Below are 21,897 nucleotides of genomic sequence, written 5' to 3'. Positions count from 1 at the left end.
CATCCCGTCAGGACAAGAATCTATAATCTATTCCAGGGATCAAGAGGATTCGACCAGGGAATTTGACCATGAACAGCCCCAGCCGGGTGATCGGCTTCGTCAACGCGGCCCATTTCATCGACCATTATGCGATGCTGATCTTCGCCGCCGCCGTCATCGTGATGGGTCCTGCGCTCGGCATGGCCTATTCGGAGCTGCTGCCATATGCCACTCCGGGCTTCGTCGCCTTTGGCGCCGGCTCGCTCATCACCGGCTGGCTCGGCGATCGCTGGAGCCGCCGCCACATGATGGTGATCTTCTTTGCCGGCATCGGCGCCTCGATGATCGCGGTCGGCTTCGTGCAGACGCCGCTGCAGCTTGGCGCAGCATTGCTCGCGATCGGCCTGTTCGCCTCGATCTATCATCCGGTCGGCACCGCCATGATCGTGTCCTATGCCGACCGGCTCGGCCGCGAGATGGGGCTGAACGGCGTCTGGGGCAACCTCGGCGTGGCGTCCTCGGCGCTGGTCACCGGCGTGATCGGCCAGTATCTCGGCTGGCGCTGGGCCTTTATCGTCCCCGGGATCGTGACGATCCTGATCGGCGTGGCCTTCGCCAGGCTGATCGTTCACGAGGACCGCTCGGGATTCAAGCAGGCCGCGGCGCAGGCGCGGGTGGCAAAACAGGACATGTGGCGCGTGATCCTCGCGCTATTCATGGTGGTGATTGCGATCTCGACCACCTTCAATGCGGTGACGGTGGCGCTGCCAAAACTGTTCGCGGAGCGGCTGGCCGACCTGACCAAAAGCCCGGCGCTGCTCGGGGTGATCGCGGCCTGCGTCTATGTGTTCGGCGCGATGACGCAATACACCATCGGCAAGCTGATCGACCGCTATTCGCTCAAAGCCGTCAGCCTGCCGCTGTCGTTCGTGCTGGCGCCGTTCCTGTATCTCGCGGCCACGCTGTCGAACCTGCCGCTGATTTTGGTATCGATCGGCATCGTGATGGGCGCGTTCGGCCAGGTCACGGTCAACGACGCCATGGTCGGCAAATACACCAGCGAGGAATGGCGCTCGCGGGCCTACTCGGTGCGCTATTTCATCGGCTTCACCGCGGCCGGCGCCTCCGTCGGCCTCGTGGCCTGGCTGTACGAGCACGGCGGTTTTGTCACCATGCTGCATGCGTTCGGCGCGCTGTGCCTCCTGGTGATCGTGGCCGCGATCATTCTGCCGACCGAAATCAAGGTGCCGGCGGCGCAGCCCTAGTCGATTTTCGGCAGTACCACGCCAGATGAATGAAGGCATGCCTGTCGTCCGGTCATGCCGCGAATGCGAGAAGAGGGATAGCTGTACGTCCAATCAGGGGTGGGCTAGGTTGCAGACAATAATCCGGGCGAAGCCCCTGGGGGATGTCGTGCAATTTCAGCTTGCCGTTGTCTCGATCCTTGCAGCCACCAGTTTTTGCGTACCCGCGGCCCAGGCGCAGGTTTCCGACGATCTCGTCAGGATTGGCGTACTCAACGACCAGTCCGGCCTCTATGCCGATCTGGGCGGCCAGGGCTCGGTCGTGGCCGCGCGCATGGCTGTCGATGATGCCGGCGGCACCGTGCTGGGCAAGCCCGTCGAGATCATTTTCGCTGACCATCAGAACAAGGCAGACATCGGGGTGGCCGTCGCGCGCCGCTGGTTCGAAACCGGTGCCGTCGACATGGCGATCGGATTTGACAACTCCGCGGTGGCGCTCGCGGTCGAGCAACTCGCCGCCGACCACAACCGGGTCGTCATCGCCGGCGCGGTCGGGAGCACGGCTTTCACCGGCAAGAGCTGTACGCCGACCGAGGCGTCCTGGGTCCACGACAGTTATGCGCTCACGACCAGCCTCGCCAAGGCGATCGTGGCGGAAGGCCGCGACACCTGGTTCTTCATCACGGTCGATTATGCGTTCGGCCATTCCCTGGAGGCGGACGCGACCAGCGCGGTACTGGCGGCGGGAGGCAAGGTGCTCGGCAGCGTGCGGCATCCGCTCAGCACGTCGGACTTCAGCAGCTACCTGCTTCAGGCGCAGGCGTCCGGTGCGAAGGTGGTGGCATTCGCCAACTCCGGCGGAGACATGGTCAACGCCGTCAAGCAGGCGAACGAATTCGGACTGACGAAAAACCAGACCATGGTCTCGTTGCTGGTATTCATTTCCGACGTTCACAGCATGGAGCTGAAGGCCGCGCAGGGACTGAAGTTCGTGACCGCGTTCTACTGGGATCGCAACGACGAGAGCAGGGCCTGGTCGAAGCGCTTCTTTGAGCGGCACGGGAAAATGCCGACCATGGCGCAGGCCGCCGCCTATTCGGCCGTCCGTCACTACCTCACATCGATCGCTGCCGCGGGCACGGATGAGGCGAAGGCGGTCATGGTCAAGATGCGCGAGATCCCGGTGAACGATTTCTACACCAGCAACGGTCGCGTCCGGGAAGACGGCCGGATGGTTCACGACATGTATTTTGCCCAGGTAAAGAAGCCGTCGGAGTCGACCCGGCCCTGGGACTATTACAACATCCTGGGCGTGATCCCGGGCAATCAGGCGTTCCGTTCGCTGGCCGACAGCGGCTGTCCATTGGTGGCGCACTGATTTTGGTCGAACAGGTCTAGTTGCCGGCCGTCAGCACCGGGCGCACGCTGTCGATCTCGGCAATGATGAAATCGAAGAATGTGCGGACGCGCGGCATATGCCTGAGGTCGGGGTGCGTCAGCAGGTAGATCGGTGAGTAAAGTCCGGGCAACGGACCGAGCACTGAGACAAGATCGGCCTCCCGAACCGCAAGCGGCATCGGCAGCGGAGCAAGGCCCGCGCCCGACTTCACGGTCATGAGCAGCCCCGGCACGGTATTGCTTCGGGCAACCACCTGCGCATTCGGAGCCACCGACCGAAGCCATTTGGCGGCGTGGTGATCCCTGATGTCGCCGTCGAACTCGATCACCGAATGACCGGCGATGTCTTCGGCCCGTTCCACCCGGCCGTGGCGCTCGAGGTAGCCGCGGCTGCAATAGAGCGCCCAGGGCACATCGGCGATTTTGCGCCCCACCAGCGTCTCCTCGTTCGGGTTGCCGGCGCGTATCGCCACATCGGCTTCGCCCTTGGCGATATCGAGGAAGTGGTCGCTCATGATGAGTTCTACCCGCAGGCCGGGATGGCGGCTGTGAAAGGTCTCGAGCAGCGGCGATTGCATCAATCGATAGCCTATGGATTCCGAGCAGGTCACCCGAACCGAGCCGGTCGGCGTTTCGTCCGCAGCAACCAGATAGCGCTCGAGCGAGACGATCGCTTTCTCGACCTGTTCAGCCCAGGGCTGCAACTCCGTGCCGAACTCGGTGAGCCGGTAACCGGTCGCATGCCGGATCACGACATTCCGCCCGAGCCGCTTTTCCAGTTCGGCCAGCCGGCGGTGAACGGTCGACTGGCTGAGATTGAGCGCCTTCGCGGCCGCGATCGTGCTGCCATGGCGGGCCACCGCCAGGAAATGCCGAAGATCGTCCCAGTCAAACATGAGCTATTCACTCTTGACTTCGCGCGACGCAATCTTGCGGCTGCCGCATATGAGAAAATACGCCTAAGCGTAGCCCATTAACAATCGATACTGAGGGAGGCAGGCGGTCATGCTCGGGAAATCTTTCCATTTATTGGCGGCGTCGGCCCTGGCCGTCGCGTTGTTCGCCGGCGAAGTTGCAGCGCAAGAGGCCATCAAGGTCGGGCTGGTCATGCCGCTCACAGGTGTTTTGGGCCCGGTCGGAAAACAGGCCGTCGCCGGCGCCCGGCTCTACATGGCGCAACATGGCGACATGGTCGCCGGCCGCAAGATCGAGCTGGTCGTCCGGGACGACGCCAGCGTTCCCGACAATTCGAAGCGGATAACCCAGGAGCTGATCGTCTCGGACAAGGTCGCCATCCTGGGCGGCGGCCTGACGCCGAACGTGCTGGCCATTGCGCCCTTGGTCAACGAGAGCAAGACGGCGACGGTGGTCATGGTGTCGGGGACCTCGATCGTCACCGAACGGTCGCCCTATTTTGTGCGCACGAGCTGGACCCACGCCCAGCAGGCGAGCGTGCTTGCCAATTGGGCGGCGAAGAACGGGTCGAAGCGCGCCACCATCATCTCCTCCGACTGGGCGCCGGGGCACGAGGCATCCGGGGTATTTTCCACGACCTTCACCCAGGCCGGGGGCGCCATCGTGGAAGCGCTCAAGGTGCCCTTGGCGAACCCCGACTTCGCGCCGTTCCTGCAGCGCGCCCGCGACGGCAATCCCGATACGCTGTTCGTCTTTGTTCCCGCCAGCCAGGCCGCGATCCTGGCCAAGCAATTCGTCGAACGCGGGCTGGATAAATCCGGCATCAAGCTGATCGGCCCCGGCGATATCGCCGACGACGAAGACCTGCCCGGCATGAGCGACGCCATGATCGGCACCGTGACCGCCGGCTTCTATTCCGCCCATCACCCCTCGGCAATGAACAAGGAATATGTCGCCGCCTTTCAGAAGGCCAACGCCAATGTGCGGCCGAACTTCATCAGCGTCAGCGCCTATGACGGCATGCACCTGATCTATGAGGCGCTGAAGAAGACCGAAGGCAAGACCGACGGCCCTGCGCTCGTGGAGGCCATGAAGGGAATGGCGTGGGAAAGTCCGCGCGGCCCGATGTCGATCGATCCAAGAACCCGCGACGTGGTTCAGGACATCTACATCCGCCGGGTCGAGAAGGTCGATGGCGCGCTGTATAGCGTTGAATTCGAGACCTTCAAGGCGATCAACGATCCGACCAAGGTTGCGAGCAAGTAATCCGGACCATCCGACAACGAAGCCCCGCCCTGCGGGGCTTCGCGATTGTCCGGCCCCGGGGTTCGATAAATTTACCGGATCGATCAGCAATTTGCGTTTCAACATCTCCCGCGATCAACCAAAATGGTCGGTGAAGGCCCGCTGATCAACAAGGGCCGATGGGAGGAAACCGATGTCCAGTCAACAGCCGCTTGTCGTCGGCCTCGTTTTGGGAGCCATGATGATGACCGGACCTGCACGCGCCGACGCCCTGAAAGACGAAATCGCGCCGACCGGCAAGCTGCGGGTGGCGATCGCGATCAGCGCGGCCGGCGGCGCGTTCTGGTCGACCAGGACCAAAGCCGGCGGCTATGCCGGCGTACCCGTCGATCTCGGCAAGGAAATGGCCGCGCAGCTCGGCGTGCCCGTCGAATACGTCGTGCATAACAACTCCGGGCAGATCACCGACGCCGCGGCGAAGGGCACCTGGGATGTCACCTTCCTGCCGAAGGACCCGGAGCGGGAAACCAGGATGTCGTTCGGGCCTGTCTATGAGGTCGCGGACGCCACCTACATCGTCAAGGCCGGTTCGACGGCCGCAAATTTCCAGACGCTCGACCAACCCGGCATGAAGGTCGCCGCCGTCAACAACACGACGACGATGCGCGGCGCAATCGCGCATCTGAAGAACGCCAAGGTCACCGGCTATCAGACCTATGACGAGATCTTTGCCCTGCTCAAGAACGGCGAGATCGACGCGTTCGCGCTGTCGCGCGACCAGCTCAATGCCATGGCGAAGAAGATTCCGGGCACGCACGTGCTGGATGAGACCTTCAAGCAGACCGTCACCGCGGTGGCGGTGCCGTTGAACCATCCGCTGTCGGCCGCGTTTGCCGCCAAGTTCATGACGGACGCGACGACCAACGGCACGCTGCGTAAGGCCTATGACAATAACGGGCTGAAGGACAACCCGATCCGGACGAAGACGAAGTAACGGGCGATTGTTTCGATCCTAGCAGCTCGCACGAACTATCCCCGTCACCCTGAGGAGCGCGCTCTTGCGCGCGTCCCGAAGGGCGACGGCCACGGTCCGGATCGCTCATCCTTCGAGGCTCGCTGCGCTCGCGCCTCAGGATGACGGTGGTGGAGATGTGTCGAGCAAAGTAATCTCGTGCTAATTCGTCGCGCTCGCCGGGATCGGATCGAGGCCGCTCTTGACGAGGGTGTCGCGGGCAGCGGGCGAGGCAAGGAACTTGGTCAGTGCCCGGCCGGCGTCGGGTTCTTTCGACACGCTGAAGACTGGATTGCTTCGTCGCTTCGCTGCTCGCAATGACGTGGAGAGAGTCAACTCAAGAATTGACGTGCACGAAATCCCGCAGCAGCGGATAGATCTCGTTGTTCCAGCGCCGGCCCGAGAACACGCCGTAATGGCCAACGCCGGCCTGCATGTGGTGCACCTTGCGATAGGCGCGCACGCCGGTGCAGAGGTCCTGCGCTGCCAGCGTCTGGCCGATCGAGCAGATATCGTCCTTCTCGCCTTCGACCGTCATCAGGCCCATGCGCTTGATCGACGCCGGGTTCACCGGCCGGCCGCGATGCGTCAACTTGCCTTGCGGCAGCAAATGCTCCTGGAACACATCGCGCACGGTCTCGATGTAGAACTCCGCCGGCAGATCCATCACGGCAAAATATTCGTCGTAGAACGTCTTGATGATCTCGGCCTTTTCCTTCTCGCCCTTGGCGAGATGATCGGCGAGATCGATGTGCTGCTTGATGTGACGCTCGAGATTCATCGACACGAAGGCCGTGAGCTGCACGAAGCCGGGATAGACCTGCCGGAACGCGCCCTTGCACTGAAACGGCACGTAGTTGATCAAATTCTCCTGGAACCATTTGATCGGCTTGCTCTTGGCGAATTCATTGACCTTGGTCGGCTGAATACGGGTGTCGATCGGCCCGGCCATCAAGGTCAGCGTTGCCGGTCGCGCCGGATGATTGTTCTCCGACATGACCGCGGCTGCCGCGAGCGCGGAGACCGAGGGCTGGCAGATCGCCACCATGTGCGAGCGCGGGCCCATCTTGTCGAGGAAGGTGATCAAATGGTCGGTGTAGTCCTCAAGGCCGAATCTGCCGGCATTGAGCGGAATGTCGCGCGGATTGTGCCAGTCGGTGATGTAGACGTCGTGGTCCTGCAGCAGCGTCTTGACGGTGCCGCGCAACAATGTCGCGAAATGGCCGGACATCGGCGCCACCAGCAACAGCCGCGGCTGTTCCGGCCCATCCACTTTTTTGAAGCGCAACAGCGAGCCGAACGGCGTCGAGAAGGTGACTTCTTCCTCCACCTTCAGTTCCCGGTTGCCTACCATCACGCCGTCGATCCCGTAGGGCGGGCGCGCGTAGGTCAGCGAGGAGCGTGAAATCAATTCAAGCGCCGCCGCAAGCCGCCCGAACACCTTGTCGGAGACGCCCTGCGGCACGAGATTAAGATATTTGAGGGCTGCTGCGGCTCCGGTCCGCCACGGCGCCGTGAGGTCCATGTGGTTCTGGTACGCCTGGTACATCATTGACTTCATTCCGGTCCGCCCCTTCCCGTATTGCTATGCAATATCGAAGCCAAGGCGGCATCAAACGGCCTCGAAAACTGGCACGTCGCTTGCTGCGTCAGAAGCCGGTAGCATAGGCATTGGGCACGGGCCGCGAACCATCGGGGCGAGCGGGAGTGCCCGTTTGGCCGTAGAATCGACGTGCAGGCGTGAGGGAATGGCCTATGGCAAAAACAACACTGACCATCAGCAGCAAGAACTACTCGTCGTGGTCGCTGCGCGGCTGGCTGTTGACCAAATTCGCCGGACTGGAATTCGAAGAGGTCGTCACCGCACCCGACGATGCATCGGCGCGGGCCGAAATCCTGCTGCTGTCGTCGTCGATCCTGGTGCCGTGTTTACGGCACGAGGGCGCCACGGTCTGGGATACGCTGGCCATCGCCGAGTATCTCAACGAGATCATGCCTGCCGCCGGACTGTTGCCGCCGGACCGCATCCACCGGGCGCATTGCCGCTCGATTTGCGGTGAGATCCACTCGGGCTTCACGACGCTGCGGGCGTCGCTGCCGGTCAATCTGAAGGGCCATTTCCCCGGCTTCAAGATCTGGTCGCGGGCGCAGGCCGATATCGATCGGGTATGCACCATCTGGCGCGAATGCCTGGCCGAATCGGGCGGCCCGTTTCTGTTCGGCGAACGCACTATGGCGGACGCCATGTATGCGCCCGTCGTGACCCGCTTCATGACCTATGACGTGAAGCTCGACCCGAAGCTCGCGGCCTACGCCAAGACGATCATGGCCATGCCGGAAATGCAGGAGTGGATCGAGGCCGCCAAGGCCGAGCCGGCCGATATCGAGGAACTCGAGGTCGAATATTAGGCAATGCGCGCGGCGCTTTGCCCGTTTGAAGGGCTCAAGCAGCGGGCAGGGTTTGCTTAAGGCCGGTGCTGCCGACGATATGCGCGCCGCCCGTGTTGCCGGGTCGCAGACGGCGCGCCGACAATCGCCCAACTCGAATTCCGGTATCTCGCCAAATGCTTCGGCGGCTTTGCGGCGGCGCTCGTCAAAATCGCCGCAGTGCAGCGCGGCTGGCGTGATTTTCGCATAGCACCATACAGCCGTGAACGCGACGATGCGACGCTGCCGAAAATTTGGACGCCTTGCGTAGTCGCGATCTCGCCAATGAGAACCGTGGAGGCTTCAATGAATCAGCATGCTGTCGTCGGCAAATTTTCGCATGTCAAACCAACTGATACCGAATTCAAGGGCGGGGGTCTGCGCGACTTCTTCCTGTATCGCGACCTTGGCATCGCCGACGCCACCGGCGGCCAGGTGATCTGCCATCTGGTCAAGGCCAACCCCGATCTGCCCCCCGAGGAAGGCACCGGCTGGCACAAGCATCTGTGCAATTTCCAGATCGTGATCATGACCAAGGGCTGGGCCCGCTTCATGTACGAGGACAAGTCGACCCTGGTGCAGGCCGGCGACGTCGTGCATCAGCGGCCGGGTATCACGCACTATCTCTACGATTACTCGGAGGACATGGAGTATCTTGAAATCGTCAGCCCCGCCGATTTCGAGACTGTCGACGTGCCGCCGGCCGTCGACAAGGTGCCGCCGCCGACGCCCTGGAAGTGACGGATATGTCGTCGCCGGAGGAATTAACTTTTGTCGTCGGACGCTGGGTGCAGCCGATTGTCGTGGTGCTGGATATGGTGCGCCGCCTGCGACTGCGGTCGACATCTAGCCGTGAACAGGGGAGTACGGCACTCAACCACTGATTCGGACGCGCTTCGTTCCGTCGGCGTTCCGAACCTTAAGACGGCGCTCGTGCTCGTCGCATTTTGGCACAGGGCGTGACGTGTCAGGCGGTGCCCGCCTGTTTGAGGCGAGGCAGCCGCCATCCAATGACCGTCGCCTCCACGGCGCCGCCGGTTCTCTCATTGCGCCATTGACCATCGATAAAGCGGCAGGCGAACGGCAGCTGATAGGTGCCGCTGTGATCCTCGCAAAGCACCTCCACCGACTGGTCCGGCGGCGGCTCGCCGTTGCCGTCAAATTGCATCAGCCGCTTTTCGCGCGTTGCCATCGCATCATTCTCCGTTGCCGGGGCCTGCAAACGTCGGTTTGAGTTCCGCGGCCAAAAGTCTATTGCCTGTAATCCACGAAACCACAGCGCCCGAATGCGGTATCAGTGTGGTATCTCTGGCGCCGCACGCAGGCTTCGAGCAATTTGCCGTGATGAACGCTTTTTGAATGAGGATTTGATGATCGGCCGGACTGTTCTTTTCGTTTTGGCGTTGCTGATGCCCCATCTCGCCGCGAGCGCCTATGCGCAGGATGTTCCCGGCATCGAAATCTGCACCGTTGAAAAGACCATGGAGCGGCGGACCAGCTGCCTGCAGAGCAATGTCGACTTCCTGCAGAAGACGATCAGCAAGCTCGGCCTCGACCATCAGCAGAAGCTTGATGCCGCCAACCGGCAGATCGAAGGGCTGAAAAGCGCGCTCGCCACCCTGCAGAAGATCGTCGACGATCTGCAGGCGGCGCAGAAGAAGACGGCGGAGGATTTGAAGAAGAAGGCCGACGCGCCGCCCGTCAAAGACGGTACGCCGCCGACGAAGGATGCTGCGCCTGCCGCGAAGGATGGCGCGAAATAGTTTGGTTCACAGCACTCCGTCATGGCCGGGCATAGCCGTCCGAAGGACGGCGTCGCTTCCGCTCGCCTATGCCCGACCATCCACGTCTTTCTTGTTGCCGCCAAGACGTGGATGCCCGGCACAAGGCGGGGCATGACGATGTTGAAACAGGGTACTACCTGGTCAGCTGCTCTTCTCGCCGCTCATCACCGGCCCGAAGCGTTCCCAGGTCTCGCCCTTGAAGCGCATCATCTGAAGCTGCTCAAGAGGGGCGAAATCCGTCGGGCTGGTCTTGATCTTGGTACCCGGCAGGAAGATTCCGATCTCGAAATTCAGGTTCGCGGCCTGCTTCATAACGTTCTCGCGGGTCAGATCGTTACCGCACTGCCGCAGCACCTGCTCGAGCCCCTTGGCAACGCCATAGGCGAACACGGTCGCCGCGTCGTCCTGGTCGCCTTCCGGATACCATTTGGTCATGAACGCCCGCCACTCGTTCATGGGCGGATCGTTCTTCCAATCGGGATCCTTGGGATCCTTCAGATAGGCGGTGGAGAGAATACCCTGGCTGTTCTCGTAACCGGCCGGTTTCATCACGCCGCCGATCGAACCCGATACGTTGGTGAGGAAATGGACCGGGTGCCAATCGAGTTCGGCGATCTTCTTGATCGCCTGCGCCGCGAATTTCGGCGTGGCGATGTTGATGAAGATGTCCGGATTGGCGCCCTTGATCTGCACCACCTGGGAATCCACCGTCGGCGAAGCGGTCTCGTAGGACGATTCTATGACGATCAGCTTGTTGGCCTGATCGCCGAGGCCGTCGCGGAGCCCGATGACATAGTCCTTGCCGAAATCGTCGTTCTGATAGAGCACGCCGATCGTCTTGCCCGGATAGTTCTTCAGGATGTAGGCGGCGTAGATCCGCGCTTCGGTCTGGTAGTTGGGCTGCCAGCCCATGGTCCAGGGAAAGTTCTTCGGATCGTTCCATTTGGCCGCACCGGTCGAGACGAAGATCTGCGGCACCTTCTTGGCGTTCATGTATTTCTGGATCGCGGTATTGCCCGGCGTGCCCAGCGGATTGAAGATCAACAGCACCTCGTCGGATTCGACCAGCTTGCGCGCCTGCTCGACGGTCTTCGGCGGGCTGTAGCCGTCGTCATAGGAGACGAAGTTGATCTTGCGGCCGTTGATGCCGCCTTCGGAATTGAGCTTGTTGAAATAGGCCGCTTCGGTCTTTCCGATCGTGGCATAGGCGGACGCAGGGCCCGAATAGGGCATGATGTTGCCGATCTTGATCTCGGTATCGGTCGCGCCTGGATCGTATTTCTTCTGGGCATTGGCTGAACTTGCGACCGCGACGGCTAGAAGTCCCGCAAGGCATACGGATGTGGCATGGCTCAAGACACGGTAGTGCATCATCGTCCTCCCTGACGTGCTGGCCGAGGCTCATGCAGTCTTCATTTTAGGGCAGCTTGGTGAGCCGTCGGATCAATGCAGGATTGCAGTATGCACGATTGGGAACATGTTACCAGTACTGCCAATTCCGCTTGGCGGAACGGGCGGCGGTTCCGGCGGGGCGCGAGGATCGGAGCAAGGACTGTCAAGTGAAGCGCGCAGTAAACGAGCATGATGCGGGCGCTTCGAATGAAGGCCGTCGTCCATGAATCCAGCCCAGAAGGCACTCTGGTACATCGAAAGCCATCTGGCTCAGCCGTTGACGCTTGACGAGATCGCAGGCGTTGGCGGCGTCTCGCGCTTTCACATGGTGCGGGCGTTCGCCGCTGCCACGGGGTTTCCGGTCATGCGCTATGTGCGTGCCCGGCGTCTCAGCGAGGCCGCGCGCGCACTTGCCAACGGCGCACCCGACATTCTCAGCCTCGCGCTGGATGCGGACTACGGCTCTCACGAAGCATTCACCCGCGCTTTCCGCGACCACTTTGGCGTGACGCCGGAAATGGTTCGCGCCGCCACATGCCCGGATAAACTCAAGCTTCAGGAGCCGATCAAGATGGATTCCACCGCACTCGACCATCTCAAGCCGCCGCGTTATGAAACCAGCAAGCCGTTGCTCGTCGCCGGCCTCGGCGAGCGCATCACCCACGATAACCAGGGTGCCGGCATTCCCAACCAGTGGCAGCGCTTTCACCAGTCGGTGGACAACATCCCCGGCCGGATCGGCAAACTGGCCTACGGTGTCTGCTGCAACGGCGACGACGCCGGAAATTTCGACTACATCGCCGGCGTCGAGGTGACTGATTTCTCCGACCTGCCGCGCGAATTCAGCCGGGTGCGGATTCCCGAACAGAAATACGCGGTGTTCACCCATGCCGATCACATCTCGACCATCCGCCGCACCGTCAACACGATCTGGAATCACTGGCTGCCGATGTCGGGGATGAAGGCCGCCGACGCGCCGAACTTCGAACGCTATGACGAGAAGTTCGATCCGCTCACCGGCGATGGCGGGCTGGAAATCTGGATCCCGGTGAAGGAGTAGGGCGTTTTCAAGCGAAGTGGGCACCGGTTCGCGTGAAGAAAACGCGTCAAATAAAGGCTTGATATCCTGCAGGGCTGCCCTGCGCCGCTGATTTCCCCGCGCTTGCTTGGCAAGCGATAGCGACTTTGCCATAACATCGCGCAACGAATTGTTGCGCGTGCGGGATCGACGACGGAATCCACCTGCAGCCAAAAGCAAGCCGGGAGGATTTCATGGCCAATGTCCGCGTTCTCGCTACCGATCTGCAGTTTCCGGAAGGGCCGGTGGTGATGCCGGATGGCTCCGTGGTGCTGGTCGAAATCCGTGGGAAACGGCTGACGCGGGTTTATCCGGATGGGCGCAAGGAGGTCGTTGCGGAAATTCCCGGCGGGCCGAACGGCGCGGCGCTCGGGCCCGACGGCAAGATGTACATCTGCAACAACGGCGGGTTCAGCTGGATTCCGACCAAAAATACCATCATGCCGGGGCCGCAGCCGGACGATTATGCCGGTGGTTCGATCCAGCGCGTCGATCTGCAAAGCGGCAAGGTCGAGACCGTCGTCGACAAATGCGGCGAGCATGCCTTGCGCGGGCCGAACGATCTCGTGTTCGACAGGCATGGCGGGCTGTGGTTCTCCGACCTTGGCAAGCGGCGCGCCCGCGACATGGATGTCGGCGCATTCTACTACATCAAGCCGGGCATGAAGGAGATCGTCGAGGGCGTGCACGGTATCCTGCCCGCCAACGGCATCGGACTGTCGCCGGACGAACACACCGTCTATATCGCGGAGACCCCGACCGCGCGGCTGTGGGCCTACGAAATCTCCGAGCCCGGCACGGTGAAGCCGCGCGACGTGATCTATCGCGGCGAACGCGGCAAACCGATCGCGGGCCTCGGCGGCTACCAGATGTTCGACTCGCTTGCGGTCGAGGCGTCCGGCAATGTCTGCGTGGCGACGCTGATCTCGGGCTGCATCTCCGTGATTGCGCCCGATGGCACCCTGGTCGAGCAGGTGCCGACCGGCGACCGCGTCACCACCAATATCGCCTTCGGCGGGCCCGACCTGAAGACCGCCTACATCACGCTCTCCGGCAAGGGCGAACTGATCGCGATGGACTGGGCGCGGCCCGGGCTGGCGCTGAATTTTCTGAACAAGTGATGGCGATTGAGATAGTCCTCATGGTGAGGAGCGCCGCACTTGCGGCGCGTCTCGAACCATGAGTTGGTTACGGTGGCTTCATCCTTCGAGACGCGCTTCTAGCGAAGCGCTCCTCAGGATGAGGGGAGAGGAAACGTCAAATGCCATGGCTTGAACCGGTTACCCTCTACGGCACGCATGCACGGCTCGAGCCGCTGTCGCAGGAACATTGCGACGGGTTGACCGAAGCCGTGAAGGACGGCGAGCTCTGGAAGCTCTGGTACACCTCCGTTCCGAGCGCCGAGGGCATGCTTAGGGAAATCGACCGCCGGCTGGGCCTGCAGGCGGCGGGATCGATGCTGCCGTGGACGGTGTTCGATGCCGGCGGCCAGATCGCGGGCATGACGACCTACATGAACGTCGATACGACGAACCGCCGCGTCGAGATCGGCTCGACCTGGTACGCCAAGCGTGTGCAGCGCAGCGGCGTCAACACCCAGTGCAAATTGCTGCTGTTGACGCACGCCTTTGAGTACCTCGATTGCATTGCGGTCGAGTTCCGCACCCATTTCTTCAATCACCAGAGCCGCCGCGGCATCGAACGCCTGGGTGCCAAGCAGGACGGCATTTTGCGCAGCCACTCGATTGCGCCGAACGGCACGTTGCGCGACACCGTCGTGTACAGCATTATCGCCAGCGAATGGCCGACGGTGAAGGCGCATCTCAACTACCAACTCAACGAAAAGGCGCGGTAAATTCTTCAGCCGCGTTAGAAACGATACGATGGAAACGTTCGATTACGTGATTATCGGCGCAGGCTCTGCCGGCAGCGTGCTCGCCAACCGGCTCAGCGAGGATCCCGGCACCAGCGTGTGCGTGCTGGAGGCGGGGCCCAGCGATTGGCATCCCTACATCCATTTGCCGGCCGGCTTCATCAAGACATTCCACATGAAGAGCGTCAACTGGGCCTACCAGCAGGAGGTGGGCCCCTGGACCGGTGGCCGCAGCATCTATGCGCCGCGCGGCAAGACGCTCGGCGGCTCGTCGTCGATCAACGGCCATATCTACAACCGCGGCCAGCGCCAGGATTTCGACACCTGGGCGCAGCTTGGCAATCGCGGCTGGGGCTATCCGGACATCTTGCCCTATTTCAAGCGGCTGGAGCGCCGCGTCGGCGAGGGCGATGAAACCTATCGCGGCCGCGACGGCAATCTCACCGTCACCACGATGGATTGGCAGGATCCGCTGTGCGAGGCGTTCATGGCCGGCGCCATCAGCCTCGGCATTCCCCGAAATCCCGATTACAACGGCGCGATCCAGGAGGGCGTCTCCTACGCCCAGCGCACCATTCAAAACGGCCTGCGCGTCAGTGCGGCGACCGCGTTCCTGCATCCGGCGCGGAAGCGGCCGAATGTCCATGTGCGCACGCACGCGCATGTGACCAACATCATCCTCGAAGGCAAGCGCGCGGTCGGCGTGCGCTACATCAAAGGCGGCAAGGGCGGCGTGCCCGTTGAAGTCCGCGCCAACAAGGAAGTCATTCTTTCCGGCGGCACCTACAACTCGCCGCAACTGCTGCAATTATCCGGCGTCGGATCGCCGGAACTGCTGCAATCGCTCGGCATCGAGGTGCGTCACGCATTGCCCGGTGTCGGCGAGGGGTTGCAGGATCATTACGCACCGCGTTCGGTCGCGCGCGTCAAGAACATCAGGACCATCAACGAACTCCGGCGGGGGTTAAGCCTGTGGGTCGAGGCGCTGAAATGGGCCACGACCCGGCGCGGCCTGCTCTCGCTGTCGCCGACCATGGTCTATTGCTTCTGGCATTCCGGCGAGACCACCGAAAGCTCCGATCTGCAACTGACGTTCACGCCGGCAAGCTACAAGGAAGGCGTGCAGGGCCAGCTTGAAGACGAACCCGGCATGACCATCGCCTCATGGCAGCAGCGGCCGGAGAGCCGCGGCTATGTCCGCGCCCGTTCATCCGATCCGTTTGCGCCGCCGATCATCCAGACCAATTATCTCGTCGAAGAACTCGATCGCCGCGTCGTCGTCGCCGGCATGAAGCTGGCGCGGCGGCTGCTCGCCTCCAACCCGCTGGCGCGGTATTACGCCTATGAGGATTTTCCCGGCCCCAACGTGCAGTCCGACGACGAATTCCTGGCGGCGGCAACCCAGCGCGGCACCACTACCTTCCATCCCGGCTGCACCTGCCGGATGGGTCCGGCGGACGCCAAATGGGCCGTGGTCGACGACCAGCTGCGCGTGCACGGGCTGCAGGGCCTGCGCGTGGTCGACGCCTCGATCATGCCGCGGATGATCTCGGCCAATCTCAATGCCTCGACGCTGATGATCGCCGACAAGGCCTCCGACATGATCCGCGGCAAGGCCGCGCCGGAGGCCGTGAAGTTCGCGCAGTAGGTATTGAGCGATTTCCGGTTGCTTGAATCATTGCCGCTTTTCCCGTGGCCTCATGGTTCGAGACGCGCGAAGATGCGCTCCTCACCATGAGGGTCTGAGACCTCATCCTGAAAGGCTATGAAGCTATCTCGGACCTCATCCTGAGGAGCGGCGTCTTCGCCGCGTCTCGAAGGATGGGGCCAGCGAAGTGGAATTGCCTTAGACTAAGGGGCAGACCGCCTCGGGCCGGTACAGCGTGTCGATGGTGACGGTGCCCACCGCGCGCGACACGCACGGGCAGATCTTGCGATTGTCGCGCTTTTGCTGGTCGCTGAAGAAGACGTCGCGATGATCGATCTCGCCGTTGATCGCTACAACGTCGACGGCGCAAACCCCGCATTCGCCGCGCTGGCAGTCCGACATCACCTCGAAGCCGGCCTCGTTCAGCACGTGGAGCATGGAGCTGGTTTGCGGCACCACCAACTCGGTGTCCGAATTCTTCAGCCGCACGCGGAACTCCGCCGTCGGCAACAGTCCGCTGGAGCCGAAGGTCTCGTAGCGCAGATCGGCGGGTGGGCGGCCTGCGTCGTTCCAGGCGCGGCGCGCCGCTTCCAGCATCCGCATCGGGCCGCACATGATCGCGATGGCGTCATCCGGCAGCGCCTGAAAGGTGGCGTCGAGATCGATCCGCGCGCCTTCATCGCTGGCGTGAACGATCAGCCGATCGCCCAGCATCGCCGACAGTTCGTCGAGATAGGCGGCGTCCGCGCGCGACTTCACGGCATAGTGCAGGCGGGCGTCGATATTCCTGCGGCGCAAGGCGCTGGCGATGCCCACGATCGGCGTGATGCCGATGCCGCCCGCGATCAGACAATAGCTTTGCCTGTTCCAGTCGATGTCGAGCAGCGAGGCCGGGCTGGAAATCTCGATCCGCGCGCCCGGCTTCAAATGCCACATCCCGCGCGAGCCACCGCGGCTGTCCGGCGCCAGCCGCACCGCGATGCGATACCTCTCCGGATTGCGGTCGCCGACCAGCGAATAGCAGCGCCGCTGCGGTTGTCCGTCGACCAGGACGGCGACGCCGATATGGCTGCCGACCGGGTAGGGGGCGACCTGCCCGCCGTCGGGACGAAGCCTGATCTCGCGGATCATTGGTGTCACGTCGGTTGTCGCCTCGACCGTGCACCAGTTCCATTGCTCGGCAAAACGCATGGCGGTGTTTCCTCGCTATTCGGCGGTCGCCGATTTGAGCAGCGCCAGCGCGGGCAAAAGCTCGAGATGGCCGCGGTTGCGCAGCACCAGCCGCAGATTGCGCGCAGCGAGGCGGGAATGCTCGCGCATCACGGCCTCGGCGCGAGCGCCTTCGCGGTTCTCGATCGCGTCCAGCACGATGCGATGATGATCCTGCCCGATCAGCAGGATCTGGTGCGCCTCGGGCAGCGCCGATTGCGCCATCACGAACCCGCTCGGCGAGGCAAATGGCAACGCCGAGACCCGGTCGATCTCCCGAATCAGCGGCGCGCTGGCGGAAAGCTCGGTGAGCAGCGCGTGAAAGCGCGCGTTCAAGGTCACGTACGCGGAAAAAACCTCTTCCGAAACCCGGTCCTGCCGGACCAGCTGGTCGAGGTCGGCGAGACATTCCTTCAGCGGCTCGAGGCTGCGGGCGCTGGCGCCGCGCTCGGCGGCGAAGCGGGCGGCGAGGCCCTCGAGCGTACCGCGCAGCTCGATCGAATCGAGGATGTCGCGTTCGGTGAACGCCTTCACCATGAAGCCGCCGGAGGGAATCGCCTGCAGCAGGCCTTCGTCTTCGAGCCGGACCAGCGCCAGCCGCACCGGCGTCCGCGATACGCCGGTGATTTCGACCGCCTGCAGTTCGGAGATGCGCTCGCTCGACCGCAGCCGTCCGGACAGGATCAGGTCGCGCAGCGCCAGCTGGGCGCGCACGGTCTGCGAGACCGATCGTTCGGAATCGCGCTCGTTCATGGTTTTACTCCGCGGCTTGCGCGTTTGGCGGCGAGGTCTCTTTGGCCACCATCCGGTCGATCACGCGGCGCGCCCACATTGCGCCCGCGTCGATGTTGAGATTGTAGAAGGTGCGGTCCGGGTTCTCGCTGATGGCGCGCTGCTGCGCCTCGAGGATGATCTCGTCCTCGTGGAAAATGCTGGCGACGCCCTCGCGGATCTCGGTCGTCAGCTTCTGCTCGGTGCGGCGGTGGCTGCGGACGAAGGCCCAGAAATAGTGGCAGGTGGTGTCGGTCTCCGGCGTCATGGTGTTGAGCACAAAGCCGTTGACGCCCTGCGAGCGGTCGCCTTGCGGCGCGCCGCTGCCCGCAGGCGCGACGCCGACGTCGATATTGACGGTGCCGGGCGCCTGAAAATGGATGATCTGCCAGCGGTCGACCGGACCGGGCTTTTGCAACTGCGCCGCCCAGAACGGCGGCGCCTCGATGCCGTGCATCCAGCGCGTCACCGTCACGGTGCGCTCGCCATGGGTGACGTCGAACGGCGCTTCGGCGACGTGCTCGTTGCCGATGCTGGAGCCGTGCACGAAGGTCTCGTGGGTCAGGTCCATCAGATTGTCGACCACGAGCCGGTAATCGCATTTCACATGGATGGTCTTGCCGTCGCCGGCCCAGTCCGGATCGTCGTTCCAGTGCATATCCGGTACCAGCGCCGGATCGGCCAGCGCCGGGTCACCCATCCACAGCCAGATGAAGCGATGGCGTTCGACCACGGGATAGGATCGCACGCAGGCCGACGGGTTGATGGTTTCCTGCGAGGGCATGTAGGTGCAGCGGCCCTGCGAATTGTATTTCAGCCCGTGATAGCCGCAGACGACGGTGTCGCCGTCGAGCCGTCCCTTCGACAGCGGCACCAGGCGATGCCAGCAGGCATCCTCCAGCGCCGATACCTGCCCGTTGGACTGGCGGTACATCACGACATGCTTGCCGCAGATCGTTCGCGGAAACAGCGCGTGCTTGAGATCGACATCCCATGCGGCGGCGTACCAGGCATTGAGCGGAAAGGGTGTCGGCATGGCTGAACTCCCGTACGACAAACTGAGCTCAGTGTGTATACAAGAGGATCGCGAATATCGCAAATACTGGAATATTTAGGTTCTATAATACCTTTAAGGTATACATTTATTTGGATAAATGCGTCTCCAGGCAATAAAAAACCGCTCCCGGGCGGGGAGCGGTTCAGAAATCTGGCAGGCCTTAGCCGAGCAGCTGTCAGGCGATTGGCGTGGCTAGCCGTACACGAACACGTGGTCGTTCATATCGATGGCCGGGAATTCGTCCTTCTCGGCCCAGTAATCCTGGTTGTGCTGCCATTCCGGCTTGTCGCCGCGCTTCGGCAGCAGATGCATGCCGCGCATCATGTAGCCCGGATTGAAATTCTCCGGATCGATCCAGGGCAGCAGCGGCATGTTGTGGTCTTCCGGCCGCAGCGCCGGCGCCACCTTCCTGGCGCCGGTCTGCTTCATGTGGTTGAGCAGCTTGCAGACGAAGTCGGCGACCAGATCGACGCGCAGCGTCCAGCTGGCGCGGAAATAGCCGAATACCCAGACCAAGTTGGGCACGCCGGTGAACATCATGCCGCGATAGGTCACGGTATCGGCGAAATCCAGCGGGTTGCCGTCGACGGCGAATTCGATGTCGCCGTTGGCGGAGAGGTTGAAGCCGGTCGCGGTGATGATGATGTCGGCTTCGAGTTCCTTGCCCGACTTCAGCAGAATGCCCTTCTCGGTGAAGCGGTCGATCTCGTCGGTGACGACCGAGGCCTTGCCGGACTTGATGCCCTGGAACAAATCGCCGTCGGGGATGAAGGCGATGCGCTGCCGCCACGGCCGGTATTTTGGCGTGAAATGGGTGGCGATGTCGTAATCCTTGCCCAGATAAGCCTCGACCGCGGACAGCAGATCCTTCTTGGCCGCCTCGGGCTCCTCAAAGGTCTTGCGGGTGAAGGCGTCCTGATCGAACAGGATTTTGCGCCGCGTGATTTCGTGGATCCATTTCTCGTCGACCTGCAACAGGCGCAGCTGCTCGGCGATCTCGATCGCGTTGCGGCCGGTGCGGAAATAGGTCGGCGAGCGCTGCAGCATGGTGACATGCGCGCAGTCACCCGCCAAGGCCGGGATCAGGGTCGCCGCTGTAGCACCCGAGCCGATCACGATCACACGCTTGTTGTTGTAGTCGAGGTCATCAGGCCATTTCTGCGGATGGACGATCGGGCCCTTGAACCTGGCCATGTCCTTCCACTCCGGCGTATAGCCTTCGGTGTGGCGGTAATAGCCCTGGCACATCCAGAAGAAGTTGGTGGTGAAACGAACCGTTTCGCCGGTGTCTCCTCGGGTGGCCTCGATGGTCCAGAGATTTTGCGCGCTCGACCATTTCGCCGAGGTGATGGTGTGCTGATAGCGGATGTGGCGGGCAAGATCGTTCTCCTCGATCACCTCGCCCATATATTTGAGGATCTCGGCGGCGCTCGCGATCGGCGCGCTGGTCCATGGCTTGAAGCGGTAGCCGAACGTGTGGAGATCGCTGTCGGAGCGGATGCCGGGATAACGGTGGGTGCTCCAGGTGCCGCCAAAAGTCTTCTGGGTTTCGAGGGCGACGAAACTCGTGCCCGGGCACTGCGTGGTCAGGTGATAGGCGGCGCCGACGCCGGAGATGCCGGCGCCTGCGATCAGGACGTCGAAATGTTCGGTCGTGCCGGGCGCAGTTGTGTGAACTTGGCTTTGAACGTTCATATTCCCTGATCTTTTGTTTGTTGCGTCCGCGTAACTGAGGTGCCGGAACTTGAGCCCCGGCACGTTCAGTGGCGAATTACACTTCCCTGCGGCTGAGGAACGCCAGCCGTTCGAACAGATGCACGTCCTGCTCGTTCTTGAGCAGCGCGCCGTGCAGCGGCGGGATCAATTTGCGCGGGTCGCGTTCCCTGAGCATTTCCGGGGTGATGTCTTCGTTCAGCAACAGCTTCAACCAGTCGAGCAGCTCCGACGTCGAGGGCTTCTTCTTCAGGCCGGGCACTTCGCGCACCTCGAAGAAGATCCGCAACGCTTCTTCCACCAGGCGCTTCTTGATGTTCGGGAAATGCACGTCGACGATCCGGCTCATGGTGTCGGCGTCGGGAAACTTGATGTAGTGGAAGAAGCAGCGGCGCAGGAACGCGTCCGGCAGTTCCTTTTCGTTGTTCGAAGTGATCATCACGATCGGGCGCAGGCTCGCCTTGATGTTCTCGCCGGTCTCGTAGACGAAGAACTCCATGCGATCGAGCTCGAGCAAGAGGTCGTTGGGGAATTCGATGTCAGCCTTGTCGATTTCGTCGATCAGGAGCACCGGACGCTTGTCGTGGGTGAAGGCTTCCCACAGCTTGCCGCGCTTGATGTAGTTGGAGATGTCGGAGACCCTGGCATCGCCGAGCTGGCTGTCGCGCAGCCGAGACACCGCGTCGTATTCGTAGAGACCCTGCTGCGCCTTGGTGGTGGACTTGATGTGCCAGGTCAGAAGCGGCGCGCCGAGCGCTTTGGCGACTTCCTCGGCCAGCACGGTTTTGCCGGTGCCGGGCTCGCCCTTGATGAGCAGCGGGCGCTCGAGCACGATCGAGGCGTTGACGGCGATCTTGAGATCGTCGGTGGCGACGTAGTCCTTGGTACCGGTAAATTTCATAATACCCCGTATGGATAGGTTTCATTTTGATACTAGTGGAAAAAGCCGGCAGGTCTACCGCGGATTCCGCATAGGCCGTTTCAAACAATGTTGGAGGCAACTTCGCGCAAGGGCGCGCTGTTTCCGCCCTGCGGAATGCATCGCGCGCAGCAAATCCTTGCGGATTGTTTGTCAGAACTGAATAGCTGCCAGCGGGCTTTACCGTGGCGGCGGCCCTTGACGGGGGCCCCCCGGCGGGCGATCTAGAGAGC

General features: G+C 62.3%; 20 protein-coding genes. 11 read left to right on the top strand and 9 right to left on the bottom strand.

The window, feature by feature from the left end:
* Positions 1 to 68: 68 nt before the first annotated feature.
* Together V1289_RS11190 and V1289_RS11185 are read left to right on the top strand one after the other, a co-directional pair.
* Entirely contained in the window at positions 69 to 1,244 is a 1,176-nt protein-coding gene (locus V1289_RS11190; RefSeq protein ID WP_334397003.1) for an MFS transporter, read from the top strand.
* A gap of 148 nt (positions 1,245 to 1,392) precedes the next feature.
* Positions 1,393 to 2,601, top strand: a complete 1,209-nt coding sequence (locus V1289_RS11185) for an ABC transporter substrate-binding protein (RefSeq protein WP_334397002.1) — start codon at positions 1,393 to 1,395, stop codon at positions 2,599 to 2,601.
* 16 nt (positions 2,602 to 2,617) lie between these two features.
* Here the strand turns inward: V1289_RS11185 and V1289_RS11180 are convergent, their stop codons facing one another.
* Positions 2,618 to 3,517 (bottom strand): LysR family transcriptional regulator, encoded by a 900-nt coding sequence (locus V1289_RS11180; RefSeq protein ID WP_334397001.1) that lies wholly within the window; start codon positions 3,515 to 3,517, stop codon positions 2,618 to 2,620.
* A gap of 109 nt (positions 3,518 to 3,626) precedes the next feature.
* Here V1289_RS11180 and V1289_RS11175 point away from each other — a divergent pair, with 109 nt between their 5' ends.
* Both V1289_RS11175 and V1289_RS11170 read left to right on the top strand, forming a co-directional pair.
* Positions 3,627 to 4,802, top strand: a complete 1,176-nt coding sequence (locus V1289_RS11175) for an ABC transporter substrate-binding protein (protein WP_334397000.1) — start codon at positions 3,627 to 3,629, stop codon at positions 4,800 to 4,802.
* A 223-nt stretch (positions 4,803 to 5,025) separates the two neighbouring features.
* Positions 5,026 to 5,775 carry a transporter substrate-binding domain-containing protein gene (locus V1289_RS11170; RefSeq protein WP_442896176.1) on the top strand — a complete coding sequence of 250 codons (750 nt, stop codon included), beginning with the start codon at positions 5,026 to 5,028 and terminating at the stop codon, positions 5,773 to 5,775.
* Between the two features lie 355 nt (positions 5,776 to 6,130).
* Here V1289_RS11170 and V1289_RS11160 read toward each other — a convergent pair whose 3' ends face one another.
* Positions 6,131 to 7,354, bottom strand: a complete 1,224-nt coding sequence (locus tag V1289_RS11160; RefSeq protein ID WP_334396999.1) for a polyhydroxyalkanoate depolymerase — start codon at positions 7,352 to 7,354, stop codon at positions 6,131 to 6,133.
* A gap of 194 nt (positions 7,355 to 7,548) precedes the next feature.
* Here V1289_RS11160 and V1289_RS11155 point away from each other — a divergent pair, with 194 nt between their 5' ends.
* Both V1289_RS11155 and V1289_RS11150 read left to right on the top strand, forming a co-directional pair.
* Positions 7,549 to 8,202, top strand: coding sequence for a glutathione S-transferase family protein (locus V1289_RS11155; RefSeq protein WP_334396998.1), 654 nt, complete (start codon positions 7,549 to 7,551; stop codon positions 8,200 to 8,202).
* A 324-nt stretch (positions 8,203 to 8,526) separates the two neighbouring features.
* Positions 8,527 to 8,961 carry a cupin domain-containing protein gene (locus V1289_RS11150; RefSeq protein ID WP_334396996.1) on the top strand — a complete coding sequence of 145 codons (435 nt, stop codon included), beginning with the start codon at positions 8,527 to 8,529 and terminating at the stop codon, positions 8,959 to 8,961.
* A gap of 226 nt (positions 8,962 to 9,187) precedes the next feature.
* Here the strand turns inward: V1289_RS11150 and V1289_RS11145 are convergent, their stop codons facing one another.
* The gene (locus V1289_RS11145; protein ID WP_309179049.1) at positions 9,188 to 9,412 is read right to left on the bottom strand and encodes a hypothetical protein; all 225 of its coding nucleotides are present in this window, start codon (positions 9,410 to 9,412) and stop codon (positions 9,188 to 9,190) included.
* 178 nt (positions 9,413 to 9,590) lie between these two features.
* Between V1289_RS11145 and V1289_RS11140 the strand changes: the two genes are divergently transcribed.
* Positions 9,591 to 9,983 (top strand): hypothetical protein, encoded by a 393-nt coding sequence (locus tag V1289_RS11140; RefSeq protein WP_334396995.1) that lies wholly within the window; start codon positions 9,591 to 9,593, stop codon positions 9,981 to 9,983.
* Positions 9,984 to 10,145: 162 nt separating this feature from the next.
* On the opposite strand, the gene V1289_RS11135 is transcribed toward V1289_RS11140, so the two are convergent.
* On the bottom strand, positions 10,146 to 11,378 hold the full coding sequence (locus tag V1289_RS11135; protein ID WP_334396994.1) for an ABC transporter substrate-binding protein: 1,233 nt from the start codon (positions 11,376 to 11,378) through the stop codon (positions 10,146 to 10,148).
* Between the two features lie 241 nt (positions 11,379 to 11,619).
* On the opposite strand from V1289_RS11135, the gene V1289_RS11130 reads away from it, so the two are divergent.
* From V1289_RS11130 to V1289_RS11115, 4 genes are all read left to right on the top strand, one after another.
* Positions 11,620 to 12,456, top strand: coding sequence for an AraC family transcriptional regulator (locus V1289_RS11130; RefSeq protein WP_334396993.1), 837 nt, complete (start codon positions 11,620 to 11,622; stop codon positions 12,454 to 12,456).
* A 212-nt stretch (positions 12,457 to 12,668) separates the two neighbouring features.
* Positions 12,669 to 13,595, top strand: a complete 927-nt coding sequence (locus tag V1289_RS11125; protein ID WP_334396992.1) for an SMP-30/gluconolactonase/LRE family protein — start codon at positions 12,669 to 12,671, stop codon at positions 13,593 to 13,595.
* Between the two features lie 140 nt (positions 13,596 to 13,735).
* Positions 13,736 to 14,329: a GNAT family N-acetyltransferase gene (locus tag V1289_RS11120; protein ID WP_334396990.1), complete on the top strand. Its 594-nt coding sequence runs from the start codon at positions 13,736 to 13,738 to the stop codon at positions 14,327 to 14,329.
* A gap of 28 nt (positions 14,330 to 14,357) precedes the next feature.
* Positions 14,358 to 15,995: a GMC family oxidoreductase gene (locus V1289_RS11115; RefSeq protein ID WP_334396989.1), complete on the top strand. Its 1,638-nt coding sequence runs from the start codon at positions 14,358 to 14,360 to the stop codon at positions 15,993 to 15,995.
* Between the two features lie 198 nt (positions 15,996 to 16,193).
* On the opposite strand, the gene V1289_RS11110 is transcribed toward V1289_RS11115, so the two are convergent.
* The 5 genes from V1289_RS11110 to V1289_RS11090 all read right to left on the bottom strand — a co-directional run bounded on the left by V1289_RS11110 (position 16,194) and on the right by V1289_RS11090 (position 21,646).
* Positions 16,194 to 17,186 (bottom strand): PDR/VanB family oxidoreductase, encoded by a 993-nt coding sequence (locus V1289_RS11110; protein WP_334396988.1) that lies wholly within the window; start codon positions 17,184 to 17,186, stop codon positions 16,194 to 16,196.
* Between the two features lie 15 nt (positions 17,187 to 17,201).
* Positions 17,202 to 17,957 carry a GntR family transcriptional regulator gene (locus tag V1289_RS11105; RefSeq protein WP_334396987.1) on the bottom strand — a complete coding sequence of 252 codons (756 nt, stop codon included), beginning with the start codon at positions 17,955 to 17,957 and terminating at the stop codon, positions 17,202 to 17,204.
* A gap of 4 nt (positions 17,958 to 17,961) precedes the next feature.
* On the bottom strand, positions 17,962 to 19,011 hold the full coding sequence (locus V1289_RS11100; protein WP_334396986.1) for an aromatic ring-hydroxylating dioxygenase subunit alpha: 1,050 nt from the start codon (positions 19,009 to 19,011) through the stop codon (positions 17,962 to 17,964).
* A 213-nt stretch (positions 19,012 to 19,224) separates the two neighbouring features.
* Positions 19,225 to 20,727: a flavin-containing monooxygenase gene (locus V1289_RS11095; protein WP_334396985.1), complete on the bottom strand. Its 1,503-nt coding sequence runs from the start codon at positions 20,725 to 20,727 to the stop codon at positions 19,225 to 19,227.
* 76 nt (positions 20,728 to 20,803) lie between these two features.
* Positions 20,804 to 21,646 carry an AAA family ATPase gene (locus tag V1289_RS11090; protein ID WP_309179036.1) on the bottom strand — a complete coding sequence of 281 codons (843 nt, stop codon included), beginning with the start codon at positions 21,644 to 21,646 and terminating at the stop codon, positions 20,804 to 20,806.
* Between the last annotated feature and the right edge of the window lie 251 nt (positions 21,647 to 21,897).

Source organism: Bradyrhizobium sp. AZCC 2289 (genome assembly GCF_036924615.1).
Classification (GTDB): domain Bacteria; phylum Pseudomonadota; class Alphaproteobacteria; order Rhizobiales; family Xanthobacteraceae; genus Bradyrhizobium.
This window is presented reverse-complemented; position numbering and strand designations above follow the sequence as displayed.